The sequence below is a fragment of the Pseudarthrobacter sp. BRE9 genome, assembly GCF_031844305.1.
Lineage (GTDB): Bacteria > Actinomycetota > Actinomycetes > Actinomycetales > Micrococcaceae > Arthrobacter.
Map to the genome: position 1 here is coordinate 55,439 of NZ_JAUZUY010000006.1, position 13,604 is coordinate 69,042.

Sequence of the window (13,604 nt, forward strand, 5' to 3'; positions counted from 1 at the left end):
CGCCATGTCCATCGAGGACGGCGGTGCGTCAAGCCAGCAAAGTGCGGTCCCGGCCTCCGTGCGGGCCCAGCTGCTCGCCACGGAACACTGGGGGCTGCTGGCATCACGCAGTACGGCCCAAGGCGAGGTGCTGACCCGGATCAGCATGTTCCTCACCTTCACGTCGGCAAGCCTGGTCAGTGTGGCGCTGGTGGGCCAGGCGACGGGGTTTTCGGATGCCTTTGTCCTGCTGGCCGTGGTTGTCCTGTTCATCGACGCGGCGATCGGGCTCCTGACCCAGCTCCGGGTGATGAACGTGGCCTACGAGGACCTGATGTACGTCACCGCCATGAACAGGCTGCGGGCCGCGTATGTGGACCTTGACCCCGGAGTGGCGCCGTACCTGATGGCGGCGCACCATGACGATGAGGCCGGTTCCAGGCAGACCTACTATTTCTTCGGCGGCAGGGGAAGCTTGAGCCAAGTGGCCGGCAGCAGCATGATCTTCATGACGACGGCGAACGCTGCCTTGATTGCCATCCTGGCGGGCCTGCTGATGACACTGGCAGGCGCCGGTACGGCAGGGGCCACAATGACGGGCGCCGTGTACGGAGCCGGGTTCCTCGCTGTGTCCGTCGTGCGCGGGGGCCGGCGCTACCGGGCTTTGTGGCGCCGCTTTACGCCGCTCTCCCCTACCCCTCCGGCCGGGGAATAGGTGCCCCTGCGGCAGGTCAGTCGATGGCGGCCATCAACTCGACCACGCGGTCAAGGAAGGCGTCCACCTGGGATTCCTCGTAGCCATCACGGCCCACCGCCGGGCGGAAGACCGCGCGGCGCACGCTGTCCACGCTCAACGGCTTGTCCTGTTCGAGGTAGGCAACAAGTTCGTGGCACAGCCGGTCGACGTCGTCCGTGTTGTAGCTGCGGGCTTTCTTGCCGGTGGGCCTGCGGAAGCGGTCTCCGTCGGGGCGGTGCAGCCGGCCCCGGAGGATGCCGGAGAGGTTCCCGATTTCGCGCAGCCAGGCTTCCTCGCCCTGGGCCGCGATCAGTTCATCCCGTTCCCTTCGGGCGAAGGCGTCCTCGAGCCGGTCCAGTGCGGCGTCCACCACGGCAGCGGAGTACCCGCCCTTGACGGGATCGAAGGACACGGCCCTGACATCGGCGCTGTTGACGGGTTCGGTGGCGGTCTGTGGTGTTTCCAGGGAGACCCGCGCCCGCTGCAGGAACTGGTCCACCTGCTTGGCGTTGTACCCGTACTCATTGCGCTGCACGCGCTCAAAGGACGCAGGGATCTGCCGATGAATGTCCAATGCCACTTCGATTCCTTCAATGCTCTTCAGCCGTAGTGCTTCCGCACCAGTCTAGGATGCCGGCGTTGGTTCAGCCGCCCGGGCCCTTTTTGTTTCGGATGCCCGGTTGCGCCGGGCCTGATGGTTATGCGCCGGCCACAAGCCCGTACAGGATGAAGGCCACCGGCGAGGCGAAGACGATGGAGTCCAGCCTGTCCATCACTCCCCCGTGTCCGGGCAGGATGCTGCTCATGTCCTTGACGCCCAGTTCACGCTTGACCATGGATTCGCCGAGGTCCCCGGCGGTGGCTGCGGCCACCGTGCCCACGGCCAGCACCACCCCTACCCACCAGGGCTTGTCCAGCACGAAGAGGGCCGCCAGGACACCGATGAGTATGGCGCCGGCCGCGGACCCCGCGAATCCCTCCCAGGATTTCTTGGGGCTGATCTTTGGCGCCATGGGGTGCTTGCCGATGGACGCGCCCACCAGGTAGCCGAACGTGTCGTTGGAGACCACGAGCAGCAGCATGACGGCGATCTCCCATGCGCCGAGGGGTGCCACGCCGCCAGGCCAGAGCCCCAGCGGCGTGGTGCCGGCGGCGTGCAGCGGCAGCGCAGCGAAGCTGATGAAGAACGGTACCCAGCCCAAGGTGAAGACGCCGGCGAAGATACTGTTGGCCGATCCGGCGGCACTTTCGATCGATCGCCACAGCAGGACCGCCACGGCGCTGAGCAGCAGCGCAAAGAGCTGGCTCTCGATGCCGCCGAAGTAGGCAGCGAACGGCATGGCCACCGTGCCGGTCATCACCGGCACAATAGGCATCCTGGTTCCGTTGTGCTCCAACGCCCGGTAGATCTCCCAGACGCCGAAAACAGCGAAGGCCGTGACGATGGCCACGAACGCCAGCGGGATGAACAGCAGCCCGCCCAGCACGGCCAGCAGCATCGCCAGGCCCACCACGACGGCGGCGGGCAGGTTCCGCCCGGCCTTTGGCGTCGGGTTGCTCCTGGGCTGCTTCCCCCGTGTGCGCGCCCTGGGTGCGGGGGCCTGATCTGCCTGGCCCATCAGACTTCGAGCAGCTCTGCTTCCTTGCGCTTGAGCAGCTCGTCGATGCCGTCCACGTGGGCCTTGGTGAGGCCGTCCAGCTCCTTTTCGGCGCGGGTGCCCTCGTCTTCGCCGGCCTCGCCGTCCTTGACCAGGCGGTCCAGGGTTTCCTTGGCCTTGCGGCGGATGTTGCGGATGGAGATCTTGGCGTCTTCGCCCTTGGTCTTGACGATCTTGACGTATTCCTTGCGGCGTTCCTTGGTCAGTTCCGGAATGGTGATCCGGATGACGTTGCCGTCGTTGGACGGGTTGGCGCCAACCTCGGAATCGCTCAGCGCACGTTCGATATCGCGCATGGCGGACTTGTCGAACGGGGTGATCAGGATGGTCCGCGCGTCCGGGATGGCAAAGGAGGCCAACTGCTGCAGCGGAGTGGGCGAGCCGTAGTAGTCCACCAGGACCTTGTTGTAGAGGCCGGGATTGGCGCGGCCGGTGCGGATGGACGCGAAGTCTTCCTTGGCTACCTCAACCGCCTTGTCCATCTTTTCTTCGGCTTCGAGCAAGGTTTCTTCGATCACGGTCTCTCCTGACGGTTCTGGTGCAGTCCGGGGCGCCGGTTCCATGCACTCACGTGGTTCTTTGTTGCCGTTTCCGTTCCCACCCGGAAGGGCGGGAACGGAACTGTCCTGAAATCATCCTAGCCGCAGCTAGGCAGTGACCAGCGTGCCCAGCTTTTCGCCGAGGATGGCGCGGGTGACGTTGCCTTCACCCTCCATGCCGAAGACCACCATGGAAAGGTTGTTGTCCTTGCACATGGTCATGGCAGTCTGGTCCATGACGCGGATGTCGCGGCGGAGTGCATCGTCGTAGCTGAGGGTTTCCAGGCGCTCTGCGGTGGGGTCCTTCTTGGGGTCTGCCGTGTAGACAGCGTCCACCCCGCTCTTGGCCATGAGGACCACGTCGGCATGGACTTCCAGGGCCCGCTGGGCTGCCACGGTGTCGGTGGAGAAGTAGGGCAGGCCGGCGCCGGCGCCGAAAATGACCACGCGGCCCTTTTCCATGTGGCGGATGGCGCGGCGCGGGATATAGGCCTCGGCCACCTGGCCCATGGTGATGGCGCTCTGGACGCGGGTTTCCACGCCTGCCTGCTCCAGGAAATCCTGCAGCGCCAGGCAGTTCATGACCGTTCCCAGCATGCCCATGTAGTCGGCACGGGAACGGTCCATGCCGCTCTGGGACAGTTCGGCACCGCGGAAGAAGTTTCCGCCGCCCACCACGATGGCTACTTCCACCTGCGGGACGGCCGCCGCGATCTGCTTGGCGACGTCGCGGACGGTCTCGGGGTCGACACCCAGTTTCCCGCCGCCGAAGACCTCGCCCGAAAGCTTCAGGAGGACCCGCCGCTTGCTCTTCTCGGAATGGATGACAGTGTTGACGGCTTCCATGATGCCTTCCCGTTGGTGACTCTGAAAAAAGGGTATCCTGCCGGCTCCGTCGGTCGGAACCGGCCGCGCTCCATGTGTACTGTGCGCATGCAAAAGGGGCGGCCACCGAAGTGGCCACCCCCTTGCAGAATCGACTAGGAGCCGACGCGGAAACGCGTGAACGCGGTTCCCTTGACACCGGCCTCTGCGAGGACCTGCGCCACGGACTTCTTTGCGTCCTTTGCGAATGCCTGGTCAACCAGGACCTCGCCCTTGTAGAAGCCCGTCACGCGGCCTTCCACAATCTTGGTGAGGGCGGCTTCAGGCTTGCCCTCGGCCTTGGCGGTCTCTTCGGCGATGCGGCGCTCGGACTCGACGAGCTCGGCAGGAACGTCCTCACGGGTGAGGTAGTTCGGAGCCATGGCGGCGATGTGGACTGCAACATCGTGGGCGGCGGTGGCGGCGGCTTCGCCTTCACCGTCGACGGCGAACAGCACGCCAACCTGGGCCGGGAGGTCCTTGGAGGTCTTGTGCAGGTAGGCGTCAACCGTTGCACCCTCAACGCGGGAGATGCGGCGGACAACAACCTTTTCGCCCAGGACGGCGCCTTCTTCGACGACGACCTCGGACAGCGGCTTGCCGTCAACTTCGGTGGCCAGCAGGGTCTCGAGATCGGCTGCGCCGGACTCGACGGCAACGGCCAGGACCTTGTCAGCCAGCTGGATGAACTTGTCAGCCTTGGCCACGAAGTCGGTCTCGCAGTTGACCTCGATCATGACGCCGACGCCGTTGCTGACCTTGGCGGCCACGAGGCCTTCAGCGGTGGAGCGGCCTTCACGTTTGGTAGCGCCCTTGAGGCCCTTGATGCGGATGATCTCGATGGCCTTCTCGGCGTCACCGTTGGCTTCGTCAAGAGCCTTCTTGACGTCCATCATGCCGGCGCCGGTGCGCTCGCGCAGGGCCTTGATGTCCGCGGCAGTGTAGTTCGCCATGTGAACCCCTCTGTCTAGAAAATGTGTGGTGGTGTACGGACCGACAGGACGGCGGCCCACGCAGGTGGGCTGCCATCCTGTCAGCAGTTCCGGCTGCTAACAGCGCGGAAAATCCGGATTAAAGTGTGTTACTTGGCGTCTTCGGCGGGAGCCTCGGCGGCGGCCGGAGCTTCAGCTTCTTCAGCCGGAGCAGCGGGGGCTGCAGCAGCTTCTTCGGCCTTGCTGCCTTCGAGGAGCTCGCGCTCCCACTCGGCCAGCGGCTCTTCCGGAGCTTCGGTGGCGCCCGTGCCGCGGTTGTTGCGGGCGATCAGGCCCTCGGCAACGGCGTCGGCGACCACGCGGGTCAGGAGGTTCACGGAGCGGATGGCGTCGTCGTTGCCCGGGATCGGGAAGTCGACTTCGTCGGGATCGCAGTTGGTGTCCAGGATGGCCACAACCGGGATGTTCAGCTTCTTGGCCTCGTCAACGGCGAGGTGTTCCTTCTTGGTGTCCACGACCCAGAGCAGGGACGGAGCCTTGGTCAGGTTGCGGATACCGCCCAGGTTGGACTCCAGCTTGGTGAGCTCGCGCTTGAGGAGCAGCAGCTCCTTCTTGGTGTATGCGGAGCCGGCGACGTCGTCGAAGTCGATCTCTTCGAGTTCCTTCATGCGCTGGATGCGCTTGGCGACCGTCTGGAAGTTGGTCAGCATACCGCCGAGCCAACGCTGGTTGACGTAGGGCTGGCCCACGCGGGTTGCCTGCTCGGCAATTGCTTCCTGGGCCTGCTTCTTGGTGCCGACGAAGAGCACGGTGCCGCCGTGGGCGACAGTGGCCTTGACGAACTCGTAGGCGCGGTCGATGTAGGACAGCGACTGCTGAAGGTCGATGATGTAGATGCCGTTGCGCTCGGTGAAGATGAAGCGCTTCATCTTCGGGTTCCAACGGCGGGTCTGGTGTCCAAAGTGGACGCCGCTGTCAAGCAGCTGGCGCATGGTTACGACGGGCATTCCGGCGCTCCTTATTTTCCGGCAGGTCATTCATGAGAAAACCCGGAGGCTTCTTACCCTGCCAATAGTTGACGGTTGATCAGCGTGGCCCGGACGGGCCGTGCTCCTGGCATCCACCGCCCTTCCCATCAGGACCAAGGCCTGACCGCAGGAAGTGCGATCCTCCATGGACGACGCCGGGGCGTCGCCTGCCGGAGGGCTGGATGCGCGTAGTCAGCCGCCGCTCCCCCACACTCCTGAATGAGATGTGCCGACGCAATCCGGACAGGGGCATGTACCGCGGGGGTGAACCACTGGGACGGGAAACGTTGAGGGCGCAGCAAACTGCTCCATCAAGTGTACTACAGGCGTCCCCGCCCGCCGGACACGGCGTAGCTGCCGGTGCACCCTTCCGGATGGTTGTCCACATAGGCGGAACAGGCCCTGCCGGTACCGTCAGGTGCCGGGCAGACTGGGCGCATGAAACCGCCCGCGCTCCTGGCCGCGCTCCTCCTGCTGCCGGCGTCCGTGGCCTCCCCCGGCCCATCCCTCCCGTACAGCGCAGCCATGTTCAACCAAACCGCATACAGCCCGGTTGACGGCAGCGCAGCCACGTCCGGCCAGTCTGCCCCCAACCCGTGGGCCGTCCCCCAAAGCGAACGTACGACGACGTCTGCCGCAGCGGGTGCCGTGCCTTCCTGGCAGTGGCCGCTGGCACCACGACCGCCGGTGCTGCGCGGTTTCGATCCCCCGCCAAAGCCCTGGCTCAGCGGACACCGCGGCGTTGACCTGGGTTTCGCCGCGGCGGGAGCCCCCGTCGTTTCGCCCGCAGCGGGAACGGTGAGTTTCGTGGGCGTCGTGGTGGACCGGCCCGTCATCACCATCGACCATGGCGGCGGGCTGCGGAGCAGTTTCGAACCCGTGGAAAGCACGCTGGCGGTGGGCGCAACCGTAGCTGCGGGCCAAGTGATCGGGACCGTGCTGCCGGGACACTGCCCGGCGGCTCAGTGCCTGCACTGGGGAGTCCGGGACGGAGAGGTTTACGTCAATCCGCTGCAGTTCGTCCTGGACCTCCGCCCATCCATCCTGCTTCCGCTGCCCGGCCCGCCGTAAAGTGTCAGCCCGCCGGGGCTGGCAGGCCGGGGCAGCATGGCGGGCCGTCGTGACATCGCGGGCCGTGACCTGCCGGGGCTGCCGTGACCTGCGCCGCCGGTGGCAGCTAGACGATGGCCGAGATGCCCGTGATGGCTCGGCCCGTCACCAGGGTGTTGATTTCGGCCGTGCCCTCGTAGGAGTAGATGGCTTCGGCGTCCGCGAAGATCTTGGCCATCTCGAAGTCGGTCACGATCCCGTTGCCGCCAAGGATGTTGCGGCCCAGCGCCACGCTGTCCCGCATGCGCGAGGTGGCGAAGGCCTTGGCCAGTGCGGATTGTTCGTCCTTGGCCACCCCCTCATCCTCCAGCTGGGACAGCCGGACCATCATCCCCATCGAGCTGACGGTGTTGCCCAGGATCCGGACCAGCTGGTCCTGGATGAGCTGGAAGGAGGCCAGGGGGCGGCCGAACTGATGGCGCTCCACGGCGTAGCGGCGGGCGACGTCGAACGCGGCCAGCTGGAGTCCAACAGCCTGCCAGGCCACGGACAGTCGGGTGACCTTCAGGACTTTGTTGACGTCGCGGAAGCTGTTGGCGTTCGCCAGCTTGAAGTGTTCCGGGACCACGACGTCCGCCAGGACAATGTCGGCGTTCTGGACGGTGCGCAGCGAGATCTTGTTCTCGATCTTTGCCGCACTGAACCCGTCCAGCGTGGTGTCCACCATGAAGCCTTTGACCTGGTTGTCCGCCACGTCCCGCGCATACACCACCACCCAGTCCGAGAAGGTGGCGTTGCCGATCCACCGCTTGGCCCCGTTGAGGATCCAGTTGTCGCCGTCTTTCCGCGCCGTGGTGCGCGTTCCGCCGGCGACGTCGCTGCCGCCCAGGGGCTCGGTCAGGCCGAAGGCGCCGATCTTCTTCAGGGCGTAGATGTCGGGAAGCCACTCGTCCTTCTGCTCCTGGGACGCCAGCAACTCGACGGAACCGGTGAACAGCCCGTCGTGAACCCCGAGGAAGGTGGCGATGGAGGCGTCGGCACGGGTGACCTCGGCGTGCAGCATGCCCGCGAAGAGATTGGAGTAACCCTGCCGGCGTACCGGGCTGACAAGGTCCAGGCCGGCAAGCTTCGGCACCAGGTCCGCGGGAAACTCGCCGCGGTTCCAACAGTCCACCGCGATGGGCTTGACCTCGCGCGCCAGGAAGTCGCGGACCTCGGCCAGCCGGTCCTGTTCCTTCCCGGAGAGGAGCTGCTCGAAGGCGAAGAAGTCGCCGTCGGCGTACGGAAGTTCGTGGGGATCGGCTGCCGTGGTGGCCATGGGTACCTTCTTTGATGATCAGCGCTCACCATGCCGCGGAGCGGAACACGGTATGTTACTGGTCAGTAACATACCGCAGGAGGCGGGGTTAACCAAGAAAACCGCGGCCAACGAAGATCGTCGGCCGCGGTTGTCGATTGGCGGTAGGGCTACTCGGACTTGAACCGAGGACCTTAGGATTATGAGTCCCGCGCTCTAACCAGCTGAGCTATAGCCCCAAACCCGGCGGACACGTGCTCAAACGCCACGGTCCGGCAGGGCAGAAACACTCTAGCAAACCCCGGAAAGGGTTCAGACCACTTTGTCCTCGTAGGTGGCGCCGCGGTACAGGTCCTCGAAGGTCTGCAGCGTCCCCTGGATGCTGTGGGGCTCCACCATCTGCCGGCTGGCCCGGCCCATGGCGCGCTGTTCTTCCTTGGGCAGTTCCAGGACCTGCGTGATCTTTTTAGCGAGGTCGTCACTGTCATTGGGAGTGAACAGGTAGCCGTTCTCGCCGTCGCGCACCAGGTGCGGCAGTGCCATGGCGTCCGCCAGGACCACCGGGGTGGAGGCGGACATCGCTTCGAGCGTCACCAGCGACTGCAGTTCCGCCGTTCCGGGCATGCAGAACAGGTCCGCCCGGATGTAGGCCCTGCGCAGTTCCTCGTCGCTGGCAAGGCCCAGGAACTTCACCCGGCTTCCCATCCCAAGCCGCCGCACCAGGTCCTCGAGGGCGGTACGCACTTCGCCGCCGCCCACAATCTCCAGGTGCACGTTCAGCTCCGGCGGCGTCTTGCTGATGGCCTTGATGAGTACGTCAACATGCTTTTCCTCGGCCAGGCGGCCGGCAAAAAGCACTGTGGGATTCTCGTGCGGCTCGATCTGCTCGCCGGGCTGGAGTTCGTAGGCTGCGGAGTCGATGCCGTTGGACAGCGGGAGGACCTTCCGCAGGAAGGCGTGCTCATGCATGGCCCGGGCGGCAAGGGGCGTGGGGGTGGTCACCACGTCGGCCTGGCCCATCACCTTGCCCATGTCCTTCCATGAGATTCGGCCAATGATGTCCTTGAACCACTGGGGGAACGGCAGGAAGGGGTTGAGGTTTTCGGGCATGAAGTGGTTGGTGGCCACGATCCGTACGCCGCGCTTCACGGCCTCATAGAGCACGTGCTCGCCGATCATGTAGTGGCTCTGGATATGCACCACGTCGGGCTTCACCCGGTCGAAGAGGAGGCTGATTTCTTTCTTGATTTCCCAAGGGAAGCAAAGGCGGAAGGTCTCGTGGGTGAACGCCCTGTGCGAGCGGAGCCGGTGCACGGTTGCTTCGTCGCGGAACTCGGTGAAGCTCTTTCCCTTGCTGTCGCGGGACGCCAGGACGTGAACGTTGTGTCCCCGGGCAGTCATTCCCTTGGCCAGCCGGTATCCGAACTGGGCTGCGCCGTTGACGTCCGGCGGATAGGTGTCCGCCGCGATCAGGATGGTCAGGGGGCGCTGGTCGGCTGGCGTGGTCATGGGGAGTACTCCTGATGGTCACGGTGCGGACAGCGTGGAACTGACAGCACGGTTGGCCGCTGGCGCCGGGCGCCGGGCTTCGTGGGATTGCGGATCTGTGCGGGAATGGACTAGTGGGATGGCCTGCCGGCGGCCTTCCGCGCGTCCTTCTTGCGCTTGGTGACCTCCGGGTGGTGCCGGGAAAGGGCGATAACCCCAACGATAGCAAGGCAGGCGGCCGTTCCCATCGCAATCGCCATGACAGCATGGACGTCAGGGCGCAGTTCACCCAGGATGATGATGCCGATGGCAATGCCCACCATGGGGTCGATGACCGTGAGTCCGGCAATCACCAGGTCCGGCGGACCGGTGGAATACGCGCTCTGGACAAACCAGGATCCCAGGCCGCCGGCAGCGATGATGGCCACCACCGAATACCACTGCACGTTCAGCAGGAACAGCCCGTTGGGGTCCAGGAGGTGCTTGCCGATAATCCTGGTGAGGACCGCAACGAAGCCGAACAGGACGCCGGCGCCGAGGATGTAGACGAACGCGTTCATGCGGTGCCGGAACATCACCGCCAGCGTACCGAACAAGCCCACCGCCAAAGCAAGCAGAAGGACGATGGTCAGCTCGTCCGCCAGGCTGACGTGGTGGCTCTCCTGGGTGACGTTGACCGCCAGCAGGACAAAGAGCGCCGAGCCGGTGACGCAGGCGGCGATGGACACGGTGGTGGCACGGTTGATGGTCAGGTCCTGGTCCCGGGCGTTGACCACTGTGGTGATCACCAGGGCGATGGCGCCGATGGGCTGGACCACAGTGAGCGGCGCGGAGACCAGGGCCACCGCGTTCATGGCCATTCCGGTGCACAGCAGCAGGAGCCCGAACATCCACCGGGGACTGCGCAGGAGGCGCAGGAATCCGCTGGAACTCAGGGCAAGGCCACCGGTATCGGCTTTGACCGCGCTGCCCTGGCGCTGGGCGCCCAGGGCAAGGCAGAAGGCGCCCAGTACCGCCAGGCCGACGGCAAACCAGACCATCAGCCGTTCCCGCCGTCGTGCTGTTTCAGTTCCCTGCCCTTTCGCAGGATGGCCCAGAAGTAGTTGTAGGCCGCCACCCAATGGCCAATCAGGCCCAGGCCCAGCACCACCCACGCAGTGGCGAAGAGCTGCTCGGCGAAGCCCGTGTCCAGGCGGGAGAGGACCAGCAGCGGCGTGCCCAGGAGAAGCAGCCCGGTCCGGACCTTGCCCACCACGCTGACCGGAAGGTCCGGGTGCCCATGGAAGAAGGAGAGCGTGAGGACCAGCAGGACGGCGTCGGGGACCACCAGCGCGGCCAGGTACAGCCAGTGCACGACGCCGGCAATCACCAGGGTGAAGGCAACAGCGAGCAGGGCCAGCCGGTCGGCAATCGGGTCAAGGACCCTTCCGAGCTTCGAGGCCTGGTCGAACCGGCGGGCAATGTAGCCGTCGATCCAGTCCGTTCCGGCCATGATTGCCAGGACCGTCACGCCGGCCCCATATTGCTTTTGGGCCAGGACGAGCCACATGAAGAGCGGAACGCCCATGAACCGCACCACGGTGAGCAGGTTGGGGACGGTGAATACGAGGTCGTGGTCCACCTGGGGACGGCCGGGGCGGGCACCTGCACCAATAAACTTCACCCGTCCCCCTCTCCTTCCTGCGCCGCGCAGCGCCGCGGTCTTTCGGTTATGAGTTGCTCATCGGAACCTTGTTGACCGGAGCTGGCCTAGTTGGAGCGGAGCAGCTTTCGGAGGAGGACCACCAGCACGGTTCCGGCCGCCACGAACGCCGCCAGCGGCTTCCAGCGGTTGGACAGGTCTGTGGATCCGGACAACGCAGCAAGCCTTTGCCCGGCCGCATCCACACCGCGCCGCGCCAGGACCTGGCTCTCACGGGCTTTGACCCGGGCGGCGGCCAGCACATAACGGGCCTGGGTCTTGAGGTCCAGCTCCGTGCCGAGTTCGTCGCGGACCTCGGTGAGGTGGTGGCGCCGCTGGCTCAGGCGGCGCACCAGCTCGGGCTCGGATGCGTGCGGGAATTCCTTGTCGTGCTCGGCCGCCTTTGCTGCCTTCCCGGCCTTGGCCTTCGCAGCAGCGTCGGCCTTTGCGGCCTTCGCGGCCTTGGCCTCCGGGCTCTCCGGATCCAGGACGGCGGGGTTAAAGGCGGACCCTTCGCGGGCAACGCCGATGTCGTGCCTGATGCCGCGGATGGTTTCCTCGGGCATCAGCGGCATGGCCTTCTTGAACCGGGCGAGCCCGACCAGTCCGCCGATGAGGGCTATCAGCAGGAAAGCGGCGGACACCAGGAGGGCTGCCAACCAGGCGGGCATGATGGTGGCCAGTCCCATGATGGCCGCGACGATCAGGCCGACCATCAGGAACGCCAGGAAGAGGAGCGCCACGGCGAAGAAGGCCGCAGCCACCCCTACCTGGATTCCCTTGCGCTTGAGTTCGATCTTGGCGAAGGCGATCTCGTCATTGAGCTGGCGGGGCGCCAACCGGAAGAGGAGTTTTGCCGTTGCGGGCAGGGCAGTGATACGCAATCCCGGGCTGGTACGCCCGCTGTGACGTCCGCTCATCGGTTCCGCCTTACTGGTCTCATGGGTCGGTACTGCTTCCGTTTACTGCGGAAATGTGCAGCCGCACAGTCCACGCCACCAAAACTACCATTCAGGTTCAGGGCGAACTCGGGGGCTTGCCGGACGACGCGGCCTACAACGCTGCAAAAACGGTCCTGACCGGGCCTAGGATTGTTCTCCGTGACCACTCCCCCCAATCCGGGCGACCTGCTGAGCCGCCGCCGGAAGCTCCTGTACATCCTCCTCCTGGGCGCCCTCACGGCCCTGGGTCCGTTCACGATCGACCTGTACCTGCCTGCCTTTCCTGCGCTGGAGGCAAGCCTGGGGGTGACCGAGGCGCAGGTACAGCTCACCCTGGCCGGCACCACGGTCGGTTTTGCGTTTGGGCAGCTGGTGGTGGGTCCCTTCAGTGACAAGTTCGGCCGCCGTACTCCCCTGATCCTGGCCACGGCACTGCACATTGCCGCCTCGCTGGGCGCCGCCCTGTCCACGGACATCAGCACGCTGGGGGTCTTCCGTGTCCTGATGGGAGTGGGCGCGGCCGGCGGCGGCGTGGTGGCCATGGCCATGGTGCGCGACCTGTTCTCCGGCTATGCCATGGTGCGGATGTTCTCCCGGATGTCCCTGGTCAACGGGCTGGCACCCATCCTGGCTCCCGTCATCGGCTCGCAGCTGCTCCTGGTGATGCCGTGGCCGGGCATCTTCGTGTTCCTGGCCACGTATGGGACGTTGGTGATCGTGGCCGCGCTGCTCCTGGTGCGCGAGACCCTTCCGCCGGAGAAGCGGGGCCAGAGCGGCATGACGGCCCGGCAACGCTACAAGTCCCTTTTCAGCGACCGGATCTTCGTGGGGCTGCTGATGGTGGCCGGCTTCAATTTCGGCGGCCTCTTCACATACCTCTCGGCCTCGCCCTTCCTTTTCCAGGACGTTTTTGGCTTTTCCGCCCAGCAGTACGGGCTGCTGTTCGGTATCAACTCCCTGGGCATCGTGGCAGGTGTGCAGACCAGTGCGCGGCTGATCAGGATCGTCCCGCCGCAGTGGATCCTGGCCGGCGCCACCGCCTGGATGTTCCTGATGGCCCTGCTGATCGTGGTGTTCGACCGCGCGGGCCTGGGGCTGTGGGGTGTCATGGTCCCGCTGTGGTTCTACATCATGGGGACGGGCTTTATGTTCCCCTGCGTGCAGGTGCTGGCGCTGGCCGGCCATGCAGCCCAGGCCGGGACTGCGGCATCGCTGCTGGGTGCCGCCACGTTCCTCATGGCCGGGCTCATCTCCCCCGTGGTGGGCTGGGTGGGCATTACCAGCGCCGCGCCGATGGGTGCGGTGCAGGCCGCGTGCATCCTGCTGTCCATTGCCGCCCTGTGGCTGGTGGTCCGGCCGCGCACTGTCCCGTCAATCCACTGAGTTCCTTCAGTCCCTCTGAAAGGCGACC

At 65.6% G+C, this 13,604-nt stretch carries 14 protein-coding genes and 1 tRNA gene; 3 read left to right on the top strand and 12 right to left on the bottom strand.

The window, feature by feature from the left end:
• Nucleotides 1-4: 4 nt before the first annotated feature.
• Entirely contained in the window at nucleotides 5-694 is a 690-nt protein-coding gene (locus tag Q9R31_RS12625; protein ID WP_311263075.1) for a hypothetical protein, read from the top strand.
• Nucleotides 695-710: 16 nt separating this feature from the next.
• Here Q9R31_RS12625 and Q9R31_RS12630 read toward each other — a convergent pair whose 3' ends face one another.
• The 6 genes from Q9R31_RS12630 to rpsB form a co-directional block, all read right to left on the bottom strand.
• Entirely contained in the window at nucleotides 711-1,295 is a 585-nt protein-coding gene (locus Q9R31_RS12630) for a DivIVA domain-containing protein (RefSeq protein WP_311263076.1), read from the bottom strand.
• 118 nt (nucleotides 1,296-1,413) lie between these two features.
• Nucleotides 1,414-2,334: a phosphatidate cytidylyltransferase gene (locus Q9R31_RS12635; protein ID WP_311263077.1), complete on the bottom strand. Its 921-nt coding sequence runs from the start codon at nucleotides 2,332-2,334 to the stop codon at nucleotides 1,414-1,416.
• Complete coding sequence (frr, locus tag Q9R31_RS12640) at nucleotides 2,334-2,891, bottom strand: ribosome recycling factor (RefSeq protein ID WP_311263078.1); 558 nt, start codon at nucleotides 2,889-2,891, stop codon at nucleotides 2,334-2,336. The genes Q9R31_RS12635 and frr overlap by 1 nt, the downstream gene beginning before the upstream one ends.
• Before the next feature lie 129 nt (nucleotides 2,892-3,020).
• A complete protein-coding gene (pyrH, locus tag Q9R31_RS12645) occupies nucleotides 3,021-3,758 on the bottom strand; it encodes a UMP kinase (protein ID WP_311263079.1) in 738 nt (245 codons plus the stop codon).
• A gap of 134 nt (nucleotides 3,759-3,892) precedes the next feature.
• Nucleotides 3,893-4,729, bottom strand: coding sequence for a translation elongation factor Ts (gene tsf, locus Q9R31_RS12650; RefSeq protein ID WP_311263080.1), 837 nt, complete (start codon nucleotides 4,727-4,729; stop codon nucleotides 3,893-3,895).
• A gap of 128 nt (nucleotides 4,730-4,857) precedes the next feature.
• Complete coding sequence (gene rpsB, locus Q9R31_RS12655; protein WP_018771651.1) at nucleotides 4,858-5,715, bottom strand: 30S ribosomal protein S2; 858 nt, start codon at nucleotides 5,713-5,715, stop codon at nucleotides 4,858-4,860.
• A 459-nt stretch (nucleotides 5,716-6,174) separates the two neighbouring features.
• Here rpsB and Q9R31_RS12660 point away from each other — a divergent pair, with 459 nt between their 5' ends.
• Nucleotides 6,175-6,807: a M23 family metallopeptidase gene (locus Q9R31_RS12660; RefSeq protein WP_311263081.1), complete on the top strand. Its 633-nt coding sequence runs from the start codon at nucleotides 6,175-6,177 to the stop codon at nucleotides 6,805-6,807.
• A 106-nt stretch (nucleotides 6,808-6,913) separates the two neighbouring features.
• Here Q9R31_RS12660 and Q9R31_RS12665 read toward each other — a convergent pair whose 3' ends face one another.
• The 6 genes from Q9R31_RS12665 to Q9R31_RS12690 all read right to left on the bottom strand — a co-directional run bounded on the left by Q9R31_RS12665 (nucleotide 6,914) and on the right by Q9R31_RS12690 (nucleotide 12,172).
• Nucleotides 6,914-8,104: an acyl-CoA dehydrogenase family protein gene (locus tag Q9R31_RS12665; protein ID WP_311263082.1), complete on the bottom strand. Its 1,191-nt coding sequence runs from the start codon at nucleotides 8,102-8,104 to the stop codon at nucleotides 6,914-6,916.
• A gap of 144 nt (nucleotides 8,105-8,248) precedes the next feature.
• Nucleotides 8,249-8,322: transfer RNA gene (locus Q9R31_RS12670), tRNA-Ile, on the bottom strand.
• A gap of 73 nt (nucleotides 8,323-8,395) precedes the next feature.
• Nucleotides 8,396-9,592: a glycosyltransferase gene (locus Q9R31_RS12675; protein WP_311263083.1), complete on the bottom strand. Its 1,197-nt coding sequence runs from the start codon at nucleotides 9,590-9,592 to the stop codon at nucleotides 8,396-8,398.
• A 110-nt stretch (nucleotides 9,593-9,702) separates the two neighbouring features.
• The gene (locus Q9R31_RS12680; RefSeq protein ID WP_311263084.1) at nucleotides 9,703-10,611 is read right to left on the bottom strand and encodes a DMT family transporter; all 909 of its coding nucleotides are present in this window, start codon (nucleotides 10,609-10,611) and stop codon (nucleotides 9,703-9,705) included.
• On the bottom strand, nucleotides 10,611-11,234 hold the full coding sequence (locus Q9R31_RS12685; RefSeq protein ID WP_311263085.1) for a CDP-alcohol phosphatidyltransferase family protein: 624 nt from the start codon (nucleotides 11,232-11,234) through the stop codon (nucleotides 10,611-10,613). The genes Q9R31_RS12680 and Q9R31_RS12685 overlap by 1 nt, the downstream gene beginning before the upstream one ends.
• Before the next feature lie 86 nt (nucleotides 11,235-11,320).
• Nucleotides 11,321-12,172: a phage holin family protein gene (locus tag Q9R31_RS12690; protein ID WP_311263086.1), complete on the bottom strand. Its 852-nt coding sequence runs from the start codon at nucleotides 12,170-12,172 to the stop codon at nucleotides 11,321-11,323.
• Nucleotides 12,173-12,352: 180 nt separating this feature from the next.
• Here Q9R31_RS12690 and Q9R31_RS12695 point away from each other — a divergent pair, with 180 nt between their 5' ends.
• Nucleotides 12,353-13,576 carry a multidrug effflux MFS transporter gene (locus Q9R31_RS12695; RefSeq protein WP_311263087.1) on the top strand — a complete coding sequence of 408 codons (1,224 nt, stop codon included), beginning with the start codon at nucleotides 12,353-12,355 and terminating at the stop codon, nucleotides 13,574-13,576.
• Nucleotides 13,577-13,604 lie beyond the last annotated feature (28 nt).

Coding starts and splice junctions, on each gene's coding strand:
- Q9R31_RS12625 (WP_311263075.1), top strand. CDS start 5: ATGTCCATCGAGGACGGCGGTGCGTCAAGCCAGCAAAGTGCGGTCCCG.
- Q9R31_RS12635 (WP_311263077.1), bottom strand. CDS start 2,334: ATGGGCCAGGCAGATCAGGCCCCCGCACCCAGGGCGCGCACACGGGGG.
- pyrH (WP_311263079.1), bottom strand. CDS start 3,758: ATGGAAGCCGTCAACACTGTCATCCATTCCGAGAAGAGCAAGCGGCGG.
- tsf (WP_311263080.1), bottom strand. CDS start 4,729: ATGGCGAACTACACTGCCGCGGACATCAAGGCCCTGCGCGAGCGCACC.
- rpsB (WP_018771651.1), bottom strand. CDS start 5,715: ATGCCCGTCGTAACCATGCGCCAGCTGCTTGACAGCGGCGTCCACTTT.
- Q9R31_RS12660 (WP_311263081.1), top strand. CDS start 6,175: ATGAAACCGCCCGCGCTCCTGGCCGCGCTCCTCCTGCTGCCGGCGTCC.
- Q9R31_RS12665 (WP_311263082.1), bottom strand. CDS start 8,104: ATGGCCACCACGGCAGCCGATCCCCACGAACTTCCGTACGCCGACGGC.
- Q9R31_RS12675 (WP_311263083.1), bottom strand. CDS start 9,592: ATGACCACGCCAGCCGACCAGCGCCCCCTGACCATCCTGATCGCGGCG.
- Q9R31_RS12680 (WP_311263084.1), bottom strand. CDS start 10,611: ATGGTCTGGTTTGCCGTCGGCCTGGCGGTACTGGGCGCCTTCTGCCTT.
- Q9R31_RS12690 (WP_311263086.1), bottom strand. CDS start 12,172: ATGAGCGGACGTCACAGCGGGCGTACCAGCCCGGGATTGCGTATCACT.